Source organism: Streptomyces sp. NPDC048254, assembly GCF_043201895.1.
Classification (GTDB): Bacteria; Actinomycetota; Actinomycetes; order Streptomycetales; family Streptomycetaceae; genus Streptomyces.
This window is the reverse complement of sequence record NZ_JBICZJ010000007.1, coordinates 66,181-82,953: the sequence shown is the minus strand read 5'-3', so window position 1 is coordinate 82,953 and position 16,773 is coordinate 66,181. Positions and strand designations below refer to the sequence as shown.

The following is a 16,773-nucleotide window of genomic DNA, read 5'->3' as shown; positions in this document are numbered from 1 at the left end:
ACGATGCCGGGCGTGACGCACGACGACGCTCCGCCGCTGGCGGACCTCATGCCGTGGTCCGTCGCACCACTCCGGCTCGGCCGGGGGTGGCCGACGGCCCCCGACCCGGCGACCCTCAAGGCCCGCTGGGACGCCCTCCTCAAGGCCGAGGGCGCCGACCGCGAGACCCTGTTCGAGCCGACGCGCGCCCGTACGGTCCACTCGGCCGTGGCCCAGCTGCCGGGGCAGCCGACCGGCACGGAGCTGCTGGCCCAGGCCTCGTCCCCCTGCCCGGACCCGGTCCGGGTGCTCTCGGCCCCTTTCGACGAGCAGTGGCTGATCCCGGACCACCGTCTGATCGACACGGCCCGCCCGGAGTTGTGGCGGACGGCGGACGACCAGCAGATCTTCGCGGTGGAGTCGGCGGAGGGCATGCCGTTGCTGGCGACCTCCCTCCTGCCCACCCTGCGCGCCGGCCGCGTCCGCCCCCTCTACCGCCGCCCCGGCGCCACGGAACCGAACCTGGCACCGGGCCTGCTGAGGCACCTGGCCGACCGCCTGGACCGCGCTCTCACCCCGCCGGACGTGCTGGCCTGGACCCTGGCGACGATCCGCCCGGACCACACGGTCCCGCTCACCGAGGACCCCGTCCTCTGGGCCGAGGGCGTGGAGTTGGGCCACCGGGCTCTGTGGCTGCTCCGGCGCGACGGCGGCCGACCGAAGCTCCCGGGCGGCCGGCGCCCCTACGTCCGGGCCCCCCTCCCCTCCCGCCCGCTCACGATCCGCTACGACCCCGCGGAGGAGGCCCTGTACATCGACGAGGGCCGCATCTCCCCGGTGCCACCGGAGGCGTGGGAGTTCGCGATGGGTGAGGTGAAGATCCTGGAGGCGTGGTTCGCGGCACGGACGACCCCGGCGGAACCGGGAACCCTGGCGGCGATCGTGCCGCGGACCTGGCCCCAGTCATGGACGTCGGACCTGCTGGAACTGATCACCGTCCTGACCCTGCTGGCGGAAGTCCGCGAGCAGCAGGCCGGCTTGGAGATCAAGGCACCGATCACCGCGGCGGAGCTGACGGCGGCGGGCGTACTCCCACCGTCGAAAACAGCCCGCCGACCGGCGTCGGTCCTGGACCACCACGAGGAAGGCCCAGCAGGTCAGTTCACGCTGCTGTGACCACCCTTCTCGGGCGCGCGGGCAGCCCCCGCGACCCGCACTCTACGACGACGCGAACCCGTCCAGAACCCTGTCCAGCGCCCGCCGGAAGACCGCCTCCAGATCAATCGGCCCCGCATCCTCGGCAAACGCCGCGGCCATCCGCGGATACGCCCCCGAGGCGATCTGCCCCCCGAGATAGGCGATCCGCACCGCGTTCTCCTGCTGCTCCGACCACGGCAGGCTCCGGACCCGCTCGGCCGTGTCGAGTTCGTTCCGCACATAGGTGGTCACCACGCCGTTCACCATGGCGATCAGCTCCAGCTTCGTCCCGTACGCCGCGTCCAGCGGATCCAGGCAGGCCAGACAGTGCTCCAGATACCGCAGCGCATGGGGGCTGAACCCATAGACCGGTGACATGAGACGTGGCATCCAGGGATGCCGGTACATCAACTCCCGCGTCTGCCCGGCGACCCGCACCATGTCGGCCCGCCAGTCCCCCGTCGGCTCCCACAGCTCGTGCTCCGCGCCGACCGCGTCAACCATCAGCTCGTACAAGTCCTCCTTGCGGGGGACGTAGTTGTACAGGGACATCGTCCCGCACCCCAACGCGGCCGCCACATGCCGCATCGACACGGCGTCCAGCCCCTCCGCGTCGGCGATCCGCACCGCGGCCGCCGCGACGTCGGCGCGCGTGAACGCGGGCCTCGGCCCCCGCCCCGCCCGTTCGGGGCGGGCCCAGATCACCTCGGGTTCGGCCCCTCGGACTGACATCGGTCATCACCTCGCCCACCATGCTAGTTACGTACACCGTACGTAGTGCGCTATGGTCGACCCATGGATACTACGTACGCTGTACTTAGTGAAGGTCTGGAGAAGCGCTTCGGCGCTGTGCACGCCCTGCGCGGCCTCGATCTGGCCGTCCGGCAGGGCTCGGTCTGCGGACTGCTCGGGCCGAACGGGGCGGGGAAGACGACGGCAGTACGGCTGTTGACCACGCTCCTCCGGCCGGACGCGGGCTCCGCCCGCGTCGCGGGGCACGACCTCGTCCGGGAGGCGGCGGCGGTGCGCCGCAGCATCGGCGTCACGGGGCAGTACGCCTCGGTCGACGGCGATCTCACCGGACGCGAGAACCTGCGTCTGTTCGCCCGGCTGCACCGGGTGCGGGGGCCGAACGACCGGGCGGCCGAACTGCTCGACCGCTTCGGCCTCGACGAGGCCGCCGACCGCAAGGCCGCCACCTACTCGGGCGGTATGCGCCGACGTCTCGACCTCGCGGCGAGCCTGGTCCGCCGGCCCGAGGTGCTGTTCCTCGACGAGCCCACCACCGGCCTCGACCCGGTCAGCAGGAACGGCATCTGGGACGCGGTGCGGGAACTGACCGCGGACGGTACGACCGTGCTGCTGACCACGCAGTACCTGGAGGAGGCCGACCGGCTCGCCGACGACATCGTGCTGATGGACGAGGGCCGGGTGGCGCAGACCGGCACCCCCGCCGAGCTCAAGGCACTCATCGGCTGGTACGCGGAGGCGGCGGTCGCAGATCCGGACGCGCTGGCGAAGGCCGCCGCCGTTCTCGACCACCTCACCGGAACCGAGCCGCGGTTCGACCACGACCGGCGCACCGTCGGCGCTCTCACCACCGACCCGACGCTCACCCTCCCCCGGCTGGTACGCGAACTCGACGCGGCGGAGGTGCCGTTGCTCGACGCGAGCCTCAGACCGCCGACCCTGGACGACGTCTTCCTCCGGCTGACGGGAAGTGCCGTATGAGCGCGCTCGCGTACGACGGTGCGGCGATGGTGGGCCGGCAGCTGCGCCGGGTCCGCAACAGCCCGGGCCTGGCGGTCCTCACCCAGATGATGCCGGTCAACATGCTGCTGTTCTTCGGCTATGTCTTCGGCAGCGCGCTGACGATGCCGGGCCCGGAGTACCGCTCCTTCCTGGTGCCGGGGCTGCTGGTGGCGACCGCGGCCGGCGGGGTGATGACCGGGATGTTCCAGGCCGCCCAGGACACCCACCGAGGTGTGATGGACCGCTTCCGGACCATGCCGGTGAGCCGGGCCGCCGTACCGCTGGGGCAGGCCGTGGCCGATCTCGTCGTCACCGCGGCGGGTACCGTGCCCCTGCTCCTGGTGGGCCTAGCCGTGGGCTGGCGCGTGGAGGGGTCGGCGGTCGCGGCCGTCGGCGCGGTGGGGCTGCTGCTCCTGTTCCGGTTCGCCTGCACGTGCGTCGGCATCTTCCTCGGTCTGCTCAGCCGCAGCGAGGAGGCCGCGGGTCAGCTCGGCGCGGCGTCCTTCGTCCTGCCGCTGCTCTCCGACGCCTATATCCCCACCGGCAACCTCCCGGGCTGGCTGCGCACGGCGGCCGAGTGGAACCCGATCAGCGCGGTGACGACGGCCCTGCGCGACCTCTTCGGCAACGCGCCCGTCCCGGAGGGCGCCGCCTGGCCGGTGGCCCACCCGGTCGCGGGCTCGCTCGCCTGGAGCGTGCTCCTGACCGCCGTCTTCCTGCCGCTGGCCGTACACCGGTACGGCCGCAACTGACACAACCCGGGGCACCGGCGGCAGCGGCGCGGCCGACAGCCGCGGTCGTGGCGGCGCTGCTGACAGAAGCGCCGGTCGCGGGACATGATCCCGACCATGGACCGTCTCCCGCTGCCCCTGGAGGGCATCACCGTCGTCGCCGTCGAACAGGCCGTGGCCGCGCCCTTCGCCACCCGGCAGCTCGCCGATCTGGGTGCGAGGGTCGTCAAGGTCGAGCGGATCGACGGCGGCGACTTCGCGCGCGGTTACGACACCGCCGCCCAAGGGCTCGCCTCGCACTTCGTGTGGTGCAACCAGGGCAAGGAGTCCATCGCGCTGGATCTGAAGGACCCGCGCGGCCTGGATGTCGTGCGCAGGCTCGTCGCGGACGCGGACGTCTTCGTGCAGAACCTCGCGCACGGGGCCGCCGCCCGGCTCGGTCTCGACGCGGCCACGCTGTGCGCCGCGCACCCCCGCCTGGTCGCCGTGGACATCTCCGGATACGGGGCGTCAGGACCGTACGCCGGCAAACGCGCGTACGACATGCTGGTGCAGTGCGAGGCGGGCCTGGTGTCGGTGACCGGGACGCCGGAGCAGCCGGTGAAGGCCGGGATCCCGGCGGCGGACATCGCGGCGGGCATGTACGCCTTCTCGGGCGTCCTCGCGGCACTGGTGCGGCGCGGGACGACCGGCCGGGGCGGGCCGGTGGAGGTGTCGATGCTGGACGCGCTGGCCGAGTGGCTGGGGCATCCGCTGCACCACACCCTGCACGGCGGGACCCCGCCGGAGCGCACCGGTCTGGCGCATGCGGTGATCGCGCCGTACGACGCCTATCCGACCGGGGACGGCGGGCGGGTGCTGCTGTCGGTGCAGAACGACCGGGAGTGGCGGCGGCTGGCCGAACAGGTGATCGGGCGGCCGGAGTTGGGTTCGGATCCGGCGTTCGCGACGAACCCGGCGCGGGTGGCGAACCGGGCGCGGACCGACGAGCTGGTCGCGACGGCCCTCGGGACGGTCGGCACCGATGAGGCGGTGGAGCGCCTCGAAGCCGCGGGCATCGCGTGCGCGCGGCTGCGGGACCTGCACGAGGTGGCGGAGCATCCGCAGCTGGCGGCCCGGGAGCGGTGGCGGGAGGTGGGGTCGCCGGTCGGGCCGCTGCGTGCGCTGCTGCCGCCCATCACGCTGCCGGGCGGGGACGAGGCGCGGATGGGGGACGTGCCCGCGCTCGGACAGCACACCGAGGCGCTGCTGCGCGCCGTGGGGATGACGGACGCCGAGACAGCAGCGCTGCGCCGGGACGGTGTGGCTGCCTGAGCGCGAGCCTGGCGGTCAGTGCTTGTCGCTGCCGCCGAACAGCGAACGGCGCAGCCGACGCAGTGGCGCGAAGAGGGAGACGCGGCTGACCCGCGCACCCCGGTCGCTGCGCTGCGCGGGTTCACGCGCGGTCAGCTCACGCATCAGCGACGTCGCCTCGACCGCCTGCTGCTGCGGTATGGCGGGACCCGCCAGCACCGACAGATGGCGGTCGAGGCGCGAACTGGTGGCGCCAGTCCCGCAGGTGATCGCAGGAACCCTCGCCCTGCTGCGTGTTATCTGATCCATGTCACTCCCCACCCGTACGAGTCCACCCGGCCCGGGCAGGGTAACCCTATCGCCCCGATGGGGCACTCGTGTATCGCGGTCACAGGATTCACCTTCCCCGCAAGGCTGTTGACGATCCCTCTTCGACTACTCTCCGAATCCGACCGATTTCAGGGCGAGTTGGACAACCGGCTGGCTGGTGGGCTGCGCCGAGCCCCCCGCGGGCTCGACGGTTACGGCGAGTGATGTGGCGGACTTGTCGAGACCCGTGGCGACCAAGGGCGTGTCGGCCTTGAAAAGCCCGAGGGAGCGCGGTTGCACATGGGGGCGCATCAGCCAGAGCTGGTGCACGCGCCCCTTCGACAGGGCGCCGTATCCGCTGAGCGTGACGACGGCCTGCCCCTCCGATGCGGAGACCACCGCGCCGATACTTCGGCCCTGGGCGTCCTTGCCGCTGGTCGCACGGGCGTCGGTCGCGGCCAGAACGTGGGCGATCTCACGCGACTGGGCCCGCTCCGCGTCCAGTTGGTCCTGGGTCCGGCCGGCCTGCACCGCGAAAAGGGAGGCGACGACCAGCGCGGCGGCCGCGGTGGCGGTGGCGAACGGCACGAACAGGGAACGCTGCCGTCTGCGCGGCGGCGGAGGCTGCACGCCCCAGACGTGCGGCGGCAGATTGGGGACGTGCTCACGGGCGGGGGCCGGTGCCTGCGGGGTGGCGCGTACCGCGGCCAGGACCCGGTCGCGCATCGCGAGGGGCGGCGGGGCGGCCGTGGACCAGGCCAGCCGTACCGCGTCCTCGGTCAGCGCCCGGACCTCGGCGGCGCACCGGTCGCAGTCCTTGAGGTGCTTCTCGAAGCGGCGCCGTTCGCCGGGCTCCAGGGCGTCCAGGGCGTAGGGTGCGGCCAGCGAGTGCAGGTCCTCGCGGTGCAGCAGGCGGCCGACCAGGCTCATGCGGCACCTCCCAGGCAGTCGCGCAGCCGGGTGAGTCCGTCGCGCATCCGTGTCTTGACCGTGCCCAGCGGCAGTTTGAGCCGCTCGGCCACCTCACGGTACGTGTAGCCGTCGTAGTAGGCGAGGGTGACCGACTGGCGTTGGAGGGCGGTGAGGCGGTCCAGGCAGCGGCGTACCCATTCGCGCTCCAGGCCGGCCTCCACCTCCTCGGCGACCTGGTCGAAGGCGGGTTCGCCCGCGCGCAGCGCCTCGCGCTGTTCGCGTTCGCCCGCCGCGCGGGCGCTGCGCACCCGGTCGACGGCGCGGCGGTGGGCGAGGGTGAGGATCCAGGAGAGGGCGCTGCCCCGCTCGGGGTCGAACTTGGGTGCGGAGCGCCAGAGTTCGAGGAGCACCTCCTGGGACACCTCCTCGGACTGGGCGGGGTCGCGGACCACGCGTCGTACGAGCCCGAACACCGGACCGGACACCAGTCCGTAGAGGTCCTCGAACGCCTTCTGGTCGCCGGCCGCGACGAGCACCAGCAGTTCGTCCGCCTGCACCCCGTTCCCCCTTCTGTGGCCGCACCCGGCCCGTCCTCCCACACCAGGCATTCGCAACTGACACACCTCCGGCAGAAGTACGTATGCGGGAGGCAAAAACGCGGGTCGAGCAGGAAGAAAAGATTTTTTTCTTCGGACCAATCCAAACGGCCCTCCTGCTCCGTATACCCGTCCGTCAAGCAAGTTGGGACCGAGGGACGGACGGCATGACACCTCTAATCTCCAGGAGTGGCGCGGGGCGCAAGGGCCTTGTCTCGCTCATCTGTGGGGCACTGGCCACCGGCGGGATCACAGCCGCCAGCGTCGCCGCGCTGGAACCGGGAGCGGCCTCTGCCTCCTCCCACCGGGAAGCCCCGCTCATCTCGGGCACCCCCCAGTACGACAACACCGACCTGTACGCGTTCGTCAGTCCGGACAAGCCCGACACGACGACCATCGTGTCGGACTACATCCCCTTCGAGGAACCGGCCGGCGGCCCGAACTTCTACCAGTTCGCCGACGACGCCCAGTACGACATCCACATCGACAACAACGGTGACGCGCTGGACGACCTGATCTTCCGCTACACCTTCCACACCCAGATCAAGAACAAGAAGACGTTTCTCTACAACACGGGTGTGGTCAACAACCTGACCGACCCCGACCTGAACGTCACGCAGTCGTACGACCTCGACCTCATCAAGCTGAAGAAGGGGAAGCAGCAGTACAAGACGACGATCGCCGACGACATCCCGGCGGCCCCGTCGAACGTCGGCAAGGCGTCGATGCCGGACTACGCGAAGCTGCGTTCGCAGGCCATCTACAAGACGACGAACGGCGGCGCGACCTTCGCCGGGCAGGCGGACGACCCGTTCTTCGCCGACCTGCGCGTCTTCGACCTGCTGTACGGCGGCAACCTCTCCGAGGTCGGCCGGGACACCCTCAAGGGCTACAACGTCAACACGATCGCCCTCCAGGTGCCGAACTCCCTGATCCGGCAGTCGGCTTCGCGTCCGACCGTCGGCATCTACGCGACGACCCAGCGCAAGAACGCGCAGGGCTACTACGCGCAGGTCTCGCGCCTCGGCAACCCGCTGGTCAACGAGGTCGTCAACCCGCAGAAGGACAAGGACAAGTTCAACGCGTCCCAGCCCAAGGACGACGGGCAGTTCCTGAAGAACGTCACCAACCCGGAGCTCCCGAAGCTCATCGAGGCGATCTACAACATCAAGGCGCCGTCCGAGCCCCGCAACGACCTCGTCAGCGTGTTCCTCACGGGCGTCAAGGGCCTCAACACGGAGCAGCCGGAGGCGACGCCTTCGGAGATGCTCCGCCTGAACACGTCCATCAAGCCCACCGCCAAGCCCAAGCGGCTCGGTGTCCTGGACGGTGACAACGCGGGCTTCCCGAACGGGCGCCGGCTCACCGACGACGTGATCGACGAGGCGCTGCAGGTCGTCGAGGGCGAGCTGGTCGGGTCCAAGAACGACCTGGGCGACGCCGTCGACAAGAACGACAAGAGCTTCGAGAAGTACTTCCCGTACGTGGCCGAGCCGACGTCCGGTTCGCGCGGCGCGCTCGCCAAGGCCGCCGGGAGCAGCACGAAGAGCGCCCTGGGTGACGCCCTGACCGGCTCCGACAGCGGCAGCGACACGACGCTGATCGCCGGTTCCGCGGCCGCGGGTGCGGCGGGCGTGCTGCTGATCGGTACGGCGTTCGGCTGGTGGCGCCGTCGGATGCAGCGGCCGTACTGAGCGCCGTCGCGATTCAGGTAGTGGGGTGACTGCGGGCCCGGTTGTGGCTGGTCGCGCACACGCGGCGGTAGCCGCATATCCAACGCAGTCCCGCGCCCCTTACGGGGCGCTGCATGCAACCCATTGACTGGCGCGGCCCGCTCCCCACCCAATCCCCCACGGCAGCGGGCCGCGCCACCCCATGCGACATCTATGTAGGAGAGGGCATGGCCCCGGGTACGAACGACAAGCAGACCGCCGACCCGAAGGACGACGAGCGGGTCACCGCCCTGCGCCGCTTCGCCGCCGCGGGGCGGAACTGGCGGCGCGCCCAGCTCGCGGGCTCTGCGGTGCTGTTGGCGATCGCACTGACCGGCGGAGCGATCGCCTTCGGGGCGTCCGGGGACGGCGGTACGCCGATGGCCGCGTCGAGTGCCGTGTCGCCGGCGCTGCTCGCGAGCGGGGATCTCGACAGCAGCATCGCCTCCCTCCAGGCCCATCTCCGCACCCAGCCGAAGGACTCCGACAGCTGGGCCACCCTGGGCCTGGCCTATGTCGAACAGGCCCGCACCAAGGGCGATCCGTCCCGCTACCCGCAGGCCGAGAAGGCCCTCGAGCGCGCGCTCCGGATCACCCCGGGCAACGACCAGGCACTGGCCGGCCAGGCCGCGCTGGCCGCCGCCCGGCACCAGTTCGCTCAGGCGCTCACCTACGCCGACCAGGCTCTCAAGCAGAACCCGTACAACGCGGGCGCCCTGTCCTCCCGTATCGACGCCCTGGTCGAACTCGGCCGCTACGGCGATGCGGCGAAGGCCGCCGACCTGGCCGACCAACGCAAGCCGGGCGTACCGGTGTTCACCCGGTACGCGTATGTGCGGGAGCTGCGGGGTGACGTGAAGACGGCCCGGCAGGTGCTGGAACAGGCACTGTCCACGGCCACCTCGAAGGGCGACATCGCCTACGTGGCCGCGCAGCTCGGTCTGCTCGCCTGGAACCAGGGCGACTACAAGAGCGCGCTCGACTACTACGCCCGCGCGCTGGCCGCCGACGAGAACTACCTCCCCGCGCTGGAGGGCCGGGCCCGCGCCCAGGCGGCGAGCGGCGACCGGGCCGCCGCCATCAAGGGCATGGAACTGGTCGTCTCCCGCTACCCCCTGCCCCAGCCGCTCGTGGAGCTCGGTGAGTTGTACGAGGACCGGGGCGCCGAGGGCGACAAGGCGAAGGCCGAGGACCAGTACGCGCTGGTCGAGGCCTGGATCGCGCTCGCCCGCGCCAACGGCGTCAACGCCGACCTCGACACCGCCCTCGCGGCCGCCGACCACGGCGACAAGGCCGAGGCGCTGAAGGCCGCCCGCGCCGAGTGGGCCCGCCGCCACACCGTGCACACGGCGGACGCGCTGGCCTGGGCGCTGCACGTGAACGGCAAGGACAAGGAAGCGCTGCCGTACGCCCGCCGGGCCACCGCCACCGGCTACCGCAACGCCTCCTTCATCTACCACCTGGGCATGATCGAGCTGGCGAACGGCGACAAGGCGGCCGGCTGGGCCGCCCTCACCAAGGCCCTCAAGCTCAACCCCGGCTTCTCCCCGCTGGGCGCCCGTACGGCCCGCAAGGCGCTGGAGGCCTCGAAGTGAACCTCCGCCGCGCCACCGCCCTCTTCGTCATGGCCTGCGGCCTCACGCTGCTGCCGGCCACGGCCGCGAGCGCCCACCCGCTCGGCAACTTCACCGTCAACAAGTACGACGGTCTCGTCGCCGCCCCGGGACAGCTCCGCGTCGACCATGTCGAGGACCTGGCCGAGATCCCGGCGACCCAGGCCAAGCCCGACCTGAAGCGGCTGGGCACGGCCAGGTGGGCCGAGCAGCGCTGCGCTACCGCGGCGGACGGCAGCACACTCACCGTCGACGGCAGGGCGACCGCGCTGACCGTCGCGACCAGCCACGCCGAACTGCGTCCCGGCCAGGCCGGTCTGAACACCCTGCGCGTGGAGTGCCGCCTCACCGCGCCCCTCCCCAAGGGCAGCACGATCACCCTCTCCTTCCACAGCGCGGGCACCGACACCGGTCCCGGCTGGCGGGAGATCACGGCCCGCGGCGACCGGATGACGCTGACGGGGACGGACGTACCGAAGACGTCCGTCTCCCACGAACTCACCAGCTACCCCAAGGACCTGCTCTCCTCCCCGGCGGACATCACGACCGCCGCCGTACACGTACGGCCGGGCGGGCCGGCCCTCGCCGAGGAACGGCAGGACACCCCGGGCGCCGCGATCCTCCCCCGGGGCGTCGACCACTGGACCCAGGCCCTCACCGACCTGGTCGCCCGCAACCACCTCAGCGTCGGCTTCGCGGCGCTCGCGCTGTTCATCGCGATCGGCCTCGGCGCGATGCACGCGCTGGCGCCGGGCCACGGCAAGACGCTGATGGCGGCGACGGCGGCGGCCCGCGGCGGCCGCGCCCGCCTCCGCGACGTCCTCCCGCTGGCCGCGTCGGTCACGGTCACCCACACGCTGGGCGTGGTGGCCCTGGGCGTCCTGGTCACGGCGGGCTCGGCGGCCACCCCGTCGGTGATCGCCTGGCTGGGCATCGCGAGCGGCCTGATGGTCCTGGCGGCGGGCGCGAACCTGACCCGGAGGGCGTGGCGGAACCGGGCCCACGAGCAGGCGCACGCCCACGGCCACCAGCACCAAGTGGCCGAGAAGCGGGAACTCGCCCTGGTCGGAGGGCACGGGCAGGGCCATGTACACGCCCGCACGCACGACCACGGCGACAGTCACGCCCACGCACATGAGCGGGACCACACGCACGAACACGACCACGACCACGACCACGACCACGGTCATGCCCACACGCACGACCACGACCACAGCCACGCCGATGGTCACAACCATGGTGGTGACGCCCGGCCACACGCATCCGCCGCAATGGCGGCTGAGGCCGACGGAGGGTCCGGGGGCGCGGCCCACAGTCACGGCCACACCAACATGCCGCACAGTCACGGCGGGTTCACCCACACCCACGACACGGCCCCCACCCTCCGCGGCACCCTCCTCCTCGGCTTCGCCGGGGGCCTGGTCCCCAGCCCCTCCGCCGTGGTCGTGCTCGTCGGTGCCGCGGCCCTCGGGCAGGCCTGGTTCGGGCTGCTTCTGGTCGTCGCCTACGGCGTCGGTCTCGCGCTGACCCTGACCGCCGCCGGATTCGCCGTCGTCAAGCTGGGTACGGGAATGACCCGGGTGTTGGACAAACGCCCTCGCTGGACCACCCATCCCATGGCCACACTGGTCCGCAGGACCACCCCGCTCGCCTCGGCGCTCGTGGTCGTGGCCCTGGGCGCCGGATTGGTACTCAAGGGCGCCGCATCCGCACTGCTCTGAGTTACGTTTGTGATGAATAGCGCGAGCTGCCGTGGGGAGCACCCGTGACCGAAGAGCCGGGCCGTGAGCGAGTGATCGCGGGCCGCTACAGACTGCTGTCCCCGCTCGGCGAGGGCGGCATGGGCACCGTGTGGCGGGCCCGCGACGAGGTGCTGGGCCGCGAGGTCGCCGTCAAGGAGGTGCGGGCACCGGCCGGGCTGCCCGGCCCCGACGTCGAGCGGATGTACGCCCGCCTGGAGCGCGAGGCCTGGGCCGCGGCCCGGGTCGCGAACCGCAATGTGGTGACGGTGTACGACGTGGCGATGGAGGGCGGACGGCCCTGGATCGTCATGGAGTTGATCCGTGGGGTGTCCCTCGCCGACGTACTGGACACCGAGGGCCCGATGTCCCCGCAGCGGGCCGCCGGCATCGGCGCCGAGGTGCTGTCGGCGCTGCGGGCCGCGCACGCCGCCGGGGTGCTGCACCGGGATGTGAAGCCGGCCAACGTGCTGCTGTCGAACGACGGACGGGTGGTGCTCACCGACTTCGGGATCGCCACCGTCGAGGGCAGCTCGGCGCTGACCATGACCGGCGAGGTGATCGGCTCACCCGAGTTCCTCGCCCCGGAACGGGCGTTGGGGCGCGCGTTCGGCCCCGAGTCGGACCTCTGGTCGCTCGGGGTGCTGCTGTACGCGGCGGTGGAGGGCACCTCCCCGTTCCGGCTGGACACCCCGCTGAACACGCTGCGTGCCGTGGTGGACGAGGAACTGCCGCCGCCGTACCGGGCCGGCCCGCTCGCGCCCGTCATCGAGGGGCTGCTCCGCAAGAACCCGGCCGACCGGCTGTCGGCCGAACAGGCCGAGCAGGACCTGCGGTCGGTCGCGGCGGGCGGTACCCCCGCTGTCGGGGGCCCGCCCGGCACCGCCGCCACCGTGCCGGTCCCGGGGCGGTACGACGCTCCGACCCGCGTCGCCCACCAGGCTCAACCTCCGTCTCCCACACCGCCGTTGCCCACTACCACCCCCACGGACACCCGGCCGCCCGGGTCCGACCGCGACGGCAACCGCAGGGCCGGTACCGTGCTGATCATCGGGCTGGTGCTGGTCGTCCTCGCGCTCGGCGGGCTGACGTACGCCCTCCTCAACCGTGACAACGGCGATGACGGCGACACCAACGCCGGCGCCGGCCAGTCGGCCAGCAACCTCAGCTCCCCGGCGCCCAGCAAGAGCAGCAAGAGCAGCGAGGCGGAGTCCAAGACCCCGTCGCCGTCCGCGAGCAGCAGTGCACCCGCGCAGAGTGTGAAGGTCGGCGTGGCCGGATCCCGCACCGACTACTCGGGGAGCTGCCCCCCGTCGGCCGCACAGGCCCCGACCTTCACGGCGACGTTCACGGTCGGGAGCGTGCCCGCGGAGGTGCAGTACCGCTGGGTGCTGAAGAAGGGGTCGCTCGAGGACCAGGGGTGGAAGACGCTGTCCTTCCCGGACGGCGGCGGGAAGACCCGGCAGACCACGGTGACCGTGACGACCTGGTCCGAGAGCGGGAAGCTCAAAGACGCGATCGCCGTCGAGGTGCGCAGCCCGGTGACGGGCACGTCCGACTCGGTGCCGTTCTCGGTGACCTGCACCAAAACGACGGAGACCCCGACCGGCGGGGCCTCCTCTTCGCCTTCGCCTTCAAGCTCGTACTGAGTGCCCGCAGGCCGTTACCGACGTACCGAAGGTCACGCGTTGCTGGTCAGGACCGGCAGATAGCCGCCTGAGTGGCCGGCCGCGGTGGGGTGGTACGACTCGCCGATGTCCAGCCAGTTGACGCTGTGCAGCCAGGAGCTGCCGGAGCAGATCTCGTGGCCGGAGAACGTGGTGCGGACGTCGCCGAAGACGAAGCCGTGGTCGGCGGCGCGCTTGGCGATCGCGGTGTCGATGTAGTCGGCGGCGTTGTTGATGGCAGAGCGCTTGGCCGCGGAGAGGCCGAGGCAGGTGGTGCCCAGCTTGTAGAAGCGGGGGTAGCCGATGACGACGACCCTGGCGTTGGGGGCCTTGGCGCTGATGGCGTCGTACACGTCGTCGAGCTTGCCGGGGAGTGTGGAGTCGACGTAGGCCTCGGCGGTGCTGATCCGGGACAGGCAGGTGCTGTCGGAGCTGAGCACACAGGTCGTCATGACATCGGCGAAGCCCGCGTCGTTGCCGCCGATGGTGATCGAGACCAGGGCGGTCGAGGAGCTGAGCGTGCCCAGCTGGCCGGAGAGCACGTCGCCCGTGGTGGCACCCGAACAGGCCAGGAACGAGAACGAGGACGGGCTGTGGGCGGCGTTCCACAGGTACGGGTAGGCGTTCGTGCTGCGGTCGCAGCTGCCGCTCGAGCTGATGTAGCTGCCGGCACCGACACCGGACGAGTACGAGTCACCGAGCGCCACATAGCCACCGGTCGCGGCCTGCGCTTCGGTTGCGGCCCCGGCGAGAGCGAGGCCGGTGGCGAGGAGGAGTGAAGTCACGTATGCCGTAATTCGGGAACGTCTCATGGAACCTCCCTTTAGCAGGATCTCTGCCACAACTGTCGTACCAACTACGCGTGTTGACGGGAAGTGTCCATGCCAAAACTTTTCGGGCCCTCAACCAGTCCCCACCGGACCGATCCTGTGCGTTACCGGTGCGTTTGATTGCGTGTCCATGACAGCTCCGTGACAGGTCGTCAACTCCCTTGCCCTTTGCCTCGGGAAAACCGATTCTTTACTCGGTCCGGGAGCGGAACGCGACGCTCCAGGGCCGTGTGCGCGAAGCCGCACACCCCCACATCCGCGCGCGCCTGACCCGGACGCGCGCTGCCTGGAGGAGGACTCCCTCGTAATGGCACATCTGCGTACCCAGAAGCTGCGGTTCGCCGCCGTCACCACCGTGGCGGCCGCCGCCCTCGTCGGCGGACTCACCGCACTCCCCGCCCAGGCCGCACCCGCCACCGGCAGGGTGCTGCACGCCGGCTCCCCCACGGCCGTCAAGGGCAGCTACATCGTCACCCTCAAGAACAGCGCGGGCTTCAAGGCCTCCTCGACCGAGGGCAAGGGCCTGATCAAGGAGTACGGCGGGACGGTCCGCAAGACGTTCGGCAAGGCGCTGAACGGCTACTCCGCCAAGCTCTCGGCGACCCAGGCCGCGAGACTCGCCGCCGACCCATCGGTGGCCGCGGTCGAGCAGAACCAGACGGTCCACCTCACCGACACCACCCAGTCCAGCGCCCCCTGGGGCCTGGACCGCATCGACCAGGCGAGCCTTCCGCTGTCCGGCACCTACACCTACCCGGACACCGCGGGCAGTGGGGTGACCGCCTATGTGATCGACACCGGTGTGCGCATCACCCACACCCAGATCAGCGGACGTGCGTCCTACGGCTATGACGCGGTCGACGGTGACACCACCGCCTCCGACGGCAACGGCCACGGCACCCATGTGGCGACCACCATCGCGGGCTCGACCTACGGAGTGGCCAAGAAGGCGAACATCGTGGCGGTACGGGTGCTGGACAACAGCGGCTCGGGCACCACGGCCGGCGTGATCGCGGGCATCGACTGGGTGACCTCGAACCACACCACCCCGGCGGTCGCCAACATGTCGCTCGGCGGCTCGGCCTCCACCTCACTCGACACCGCGGTCGCCAACTCCATAGCCAGCGGGGTGACCTACGCGATCGCGGCCGGCAACAGCAGCGCCAACGCCTCCTCGTACTCCCCGGCCCGGGTCGCGACCGCGATCACGGTCGGCGCCACCACCAGCTCCGACGCCAAGGCCAGCTACTCCAACTACGGCTCGGTCCTGGACATCTTCGCGCCCGGCTCCTCGATCCTGGCGGGCTACAACACCAGCGACACCGCCACCGCCACCCTGTCGGGCACCTCGATGGCGACGCCGCACGTGGCAGGGGCGGCCGCCGTATACCTCGCGGGCCACACCTCGGCCACCCCGGCCCAGGTCGCCACGGCACTGGTCAACGGAGCGACGTCCAACGTGCTCACCAGCGTGGGCACCGGCTCGCCGAACAAGCTCCTGAAGCTCGTGTCGTAAGGAAATCCGAACGACTTGTTCCCCGGAGACAACAGGTGTCTCCGGGGAACGGTCATGTCCGGAGACCCGCTTGACGCCCCCCGTTCTCCTGCGCGACATTGAAGCCCGGCATCCGACGCCTTGGGGGGCAAAGTCGGCCATGCAGACCATACGGCTCAAGACACCATCGCCAGCCGGCGACGAACGGGCACGGCCAGGACCGGGGAGGGACCTGGGACCGCTGCTCGCGGGCGCCGCGACCGCCGTCGCCGGTACCGGCGCGCTGCTCGCACTGACCGACTCGGGCTCGCCACTGCGCGGCCCGTTCACGCTGCTCTTCCTGATCGCCGCGCCGGCCGCGGCGATCGGTCTGGCGCTGCGCGGGCTCGACCCGTTCGCCCGGGTGCTCACCGCACTGGCGGGCGCGGTCGCCCTGGACATGCTGATCGCACAGGGCATGCTGGCCACTCATCGCTGGTCCTGGCGCGGCGGAGTCGTCGCCGTGACCGCGTTCAGCATTCTGCTGCTTCTGCTGGTACGGCTGCGACCAGTGGAACGAATTCTCAAACGGACATCCCGACGGACCGGGAAAATCCGTTCGAGTTGAAGAACAAGGTCGGCCAAAGTTTCGTAACGGCCAAACCAACAAAAACGTGAGGCTCACTTCCAGGCCTTGCCATACTGGTCCAATCATCAATACCGTCGTACATCTCACCCGCATCGGATCGTCAGCAAGCGGCTCTAGGGGAGGGCTCAAGGACCGCGATGTTCCGGAGCGGGGCGCGGTAGGGGGGTGCCGTGCTCGGTGACCGCAATGACCACCGTCGTTTCGAGTGTGACCACTGTTGTTTCCGAGCCGTGCCGCGCGACCGGGTGCCGTTTTCCGGCAGACCGGCCAGCTTTGCCAGCTCACCTGCGGATACGGAGACCCGTTTTCCGTGCCACGGG

The 16,773-nt window shown here is 71.1% G+C and carries 15 protein-coding genes; 10 read left to right on the top strand and 5 right to left on the bottom strand.

The genetic code is table 11. The annotated features are described in order from the left end of the window. Positions 1 to 3: 3 nt before the first annotated feature. Positions 4 to 1,155, top strand: a complete 1,152-nt coding sequence (locus tag ACGFZQ_RS20765) for a type ISP restriction/modification enzyme (RefSeq protein WP_393841564.1) — start codon at positions 4 to 6, stop codon at positions 1,153 to 1,155. 42 nt (positions 1,156 to 1,197) lie between these two features. On the opposite strand, the gene ACGFZQ_RS20760 is transcribed toward ACGFZQ_RS20765, so the two are convergent. Further along, positions 1,198 to 1,908: a TetR/AcrR family transcriptional regulator gene (locus ACGFZQ_RS20760; protein WP_351740010.1), complete on the bottom strand. Its 711-nt coding sequence runs from the start codon at positions 1,906 to 1,908 to the stop codon at positions 1,198 to 1,200. A 63-nt stretch (positions 1,909 to 1,971) separates the two neighbouring features. Here ACGFZQ_RS20760 and ACGFZQ_RS20755 point away from each other — a divergent pair, with 63 nt between their 5' ends. The 3 genes from ACGFZQ_RS20755 to ACGFZQ_RS20745 all read left to right on the top strand — a co-directional run bounded on the left by ACGFZQ_RS20755 (position 1,972) and on the right by ACGFZQ_RS20745 (position 4,973). Further along, positions 1,972 to 2,907, top strand: a complete 936-nt coding sequence (locus tag ACGFZQ_RS20755; RefSeq protein WP_393841563.1) for an ATP-binding cassette domain-containing protein — start codon at positions 1,972 to 1,974, stop codon at positions 2,905 to 2,907. Further along, positions 2,904 to 3,680, top strand: coding sequence for an ABC transporter permease (locus ACGFZQ_RS20750; RefSeq protein WP_393841562.1), 777 nt, complete (start codon positions 2,904 to 2,906; stop codon positions 3,678 to 3,680). Before ACGFZQ_RS20755 ends, ACGFZQ_RS20750 begins: the two co-directional genes overlap by 4 nt. A gap of 96 nt (positions 3,681 to 3,776) precedes the next feature. Next, positions 3,777 to 4,973: a CaiB/BaiF CoA transferase family protein gene (locus ACGFZQ_RS20745; RefSeq protein WP_393841561.1), complete on the top strand. Its 1,197-nt coding sequence runs from the start codon at positions 3,777 to 3,779 to the stop codon at positions 4,971 to 4,973. Between the two features lie 15 nt (positions 4,974 to 4,988). Here the strand turns inward: ACGFZQ_RS20745 and ACGFZQ_RS20740 are convergent, their stop codons facing one another. The 3 genes from ACGFZQ_RS20740 to ACGFZQ_RS20730 all read right to left on the bottom strand — a co-directional run bounded on the left by ACGFZQ_RS20740 (position 4,989) and on the right by ACGFZQ_RS20730 (position 6,730). Further along, positions 4,989 to 5,261 carry a hypothetical protein gene (locus ACGFZQ_RS20740; RefSeq protein WP_393841560.1) on the bottom strand — a complete coding sequence of 91 codons (273 nt, stop codon included), beginning with the start codon at positions 5,259 to 5,261 and terminating at the stop codon, positions 4,989 to 4,991. A gap of 126 nt (positions 5,262 to 5,387) precedes the next feature. After that, complete coding sequence (locus ACGFZQ_RS20735) at positions 5,388 to 6,191, bottom strand: anti-sigma factor domain-containing protein (RefSeq protein WP_382533706.1); 804 nt, start codon at positions 6,189 to 6,191, stop codon at positions 5,388 to 5,390. Further along, positions 6,188 to 6,730 carry a sigma-70 family RNA polymerase sigma factor gene (locus tag ACGFZQ_RS20730; protein ID WP_393841559.1) on the bottom strand — a complete coding sequence of 181 codons (543 nt, stop codon included), beginning with the start codon at positions 6,728 to 6,730 and terminating at the stop codon, positions 6,188 to 6,190. The genes ACGFZQ_RS20735 and ACGFZQ_RS20730 overlap by 4 nt, the downstream gene beginning before the upstream one ends. A gap of 206 nt (positions 6,731 to 6,936) precedes the next feature. On the opposite strand from ACGFZQ_RS20730, the gene ACGFZQ_RS20725 reads away from it, so the two are divergent. The 4 genes from ACGFZQ_RS20725 to ACGFZQ_RS20710 all read left to right on the top strand — a co-directional run bounded on the left by ACGFZQ_RS20725 (position 6,937) and on the right by ACGFZQ_RS20710 (position 13,482). Continuing rightward, positions 6,937 to 8,463, top strand: a complete 1,527-nt coding sequence (locus ACGFZQ_RS20725; protein WP_393841558.1) for a DUF4331 domain-containing protein — start codon at positions 6,937 to 6,939, stop codon at positions 8,461 to 8,463. A 206-nt stretch (positions 8,464 to 8,669) separates the two neighbouring features. After that, entirely contained in the window at positions 8,670 to 10,076 is a 1,407-nt protein-coding gene (locus ACGFZQ_RS20720; RefSeq protein WP_393841557.1) for a tetratricopeptide repeat protein, read from the top strand. A gap of 29 nt (positions 10,077 to 10,105) precedes the next feature. Beyond that, a complete protein-coding gene (locus ACGFZQ_RS20715) occupies positions 10,106 to 11,815 on the top strand; it encodes a sulfite exporter TauE/SafE family protein (protein WP_393841808.1) in 1,710 nt (569 codons plus the stop codon). Between the two features lie 44 nt (positions 11,816 to 11,859). Continuing rightward, positions 11,860 to 13,482 carry a serine/threonine-protein kinase gene (locus tag ACGFZQ_RS20710; protein WP_393841556.1) on the top strand — a complete coding sequence of 541 codons (1,623 nt, stop codon included), beginning with the start codon at positions 11,860 to 11,862 and terminating at the stop codon, positions 13,480 to 13,482. Positions 13,483 to 13,514: 32 nt separating this feature from the next. On the opposite strand, the gene ACGFZQ_RS20705 is transcribed toward ACGFZQ_RS20710, so the two are convergent. Beyond that, positions 13,515 to 14,312: an SGNH/GDSL hydrolase family protein gene (locus tag ACGFZQ_RS20705; RefSeq protein ID WP_351740036.1), complete on the bottom strand. Its 798-nt coding sequence runs from the start codon at positions 14,310 to 14,312 to the stop codon at positions 13,515 to 13,517. Between the two features lie 325 nt (positions 14,313 to 14,637). Here ACGFZQ_RS20705 and ACGFZQ_RS20700 point away from each other — a divergent pair, with 325 nt between their 5' ends. After that, a complete protein-coding gene (locus ACGFZQ_RS20700; protein ID WP_393841555.1) occupies positions 14,638 to 15,846 on the top strand; it encodes a S8 family peptidase in 1,209 nt (402 codons plus the stop codon). Between the two features lie 139 nt (positions 15,847 to 15,985). After that, entirely contained in the window at positions 15,986 to 16,432 is a 447-nt protein-coding gene (locus tag ACGFZQ_RS20695) for a hypothetical protein (protein WP_351740041.1), read from the top strand. Positions 16,433 to 16,773 lie beyond the last annotated feature (341 nt).

Excerpts from the sequence above, each read along its gene's own strand:
- ACGFZQ_RS20725 (WP_393841558.1), top strand. The coding sequence starts at position 6,937 with ATGACACCTCTAATCTCCAGGAGTGGCGCGGGGCGCAAGGGCCTTGTC.
- ACGFZQ_RS20765 (WP_393841564.1), top strand. The coding sequence starts at position 4 with ATGCCGGGCGTGACGCACGACGACGCTCCGCCGCTGGCGGACCTCATG.
- ACGFZQ_RS20745 (WP_393841561.1), top strand. The coding sequence starts at position 3,777 with ATGGACCGTCTCCCGCTGCCCCTGGAGGGCATCACCGTCGTCGCCGTC.
- ACGFZQ_RS20695 (WP_351740041.1), top strand. The coding sequence starts at position 15,986 with ATGCAGACCATACGGCTCAAGACACCATCGCCAGCCGGCGACGAACGG.
- ACGFZQ_RS20705 (WP_351740036.1), bottom strand. The coding sequence starts at position 14,312 with ATGAGACGTTCCCGAATTACGGCATACGTGACTTCACTCCTCCTCGCC.
- ACGFZQ_RS20715 (WP_393841808.1), top strand. The coding sequence starts at position 10,106 with ATGGCCTGCGGCCTCACGCTGCTGCCGGCCACGGCCGCGAGCGCCCAC.
- ACGFZQ_RS20735 (WP_382533706.1), bottom strand. The coding sequence starts at position 6,191 with ATGAGCCTGGTCGGCCGCCTGCTGCACCGCGAGGACCTGCACTCGCTG.
- ACGFZQ_RS20700 (WP_393841555.1), top strand. The coding sequence starts at position 14,638 with ATGGCACATCTGCGTACCCAGAAGCTGCGGTTCGCCGCCGTCACCACC.
- ACGFZQ_RS20760 (WP_351740010.1), bottom strand. The coding sequence starts at position 1,908 with ATGTCAGTCCGAGGGGCCGAACCCGAGGTGATCTGGGCCCGCCCCGAA.
- ACGFZQ_RS20750 (WP_393841562.1), top strand. The coding sequence starts at position 2,904 with ATGAGCGCGCTCGCGTACGACGGTGCGGCGATGGTGGGCCGGCAGCTG.
- ACGFZQ_RS20755 (WP_393841563.1), top strand. The coding sequence starts at position 1,972 with ATGGATACTACGTACGCTGTACTTAGTGAAGGTCTGGAGAAGCGCTTC.
- ACGFZQ_RS20720 (WP_393841557.1), top strand. The coding sequence starts at position 8,670 with ATGGCCCCGGGTACGAACGACAAGCAGACCGCCGACCCGAAGGACGAC.
- ACGFZQ_RS20740 (WP_393841560.1), bottom strand. The coding sequence starts at position 5,261 with ATGGATCAGATAACACGCAGCAGGGCGAGGGTTCCTGCGATCACCTGC.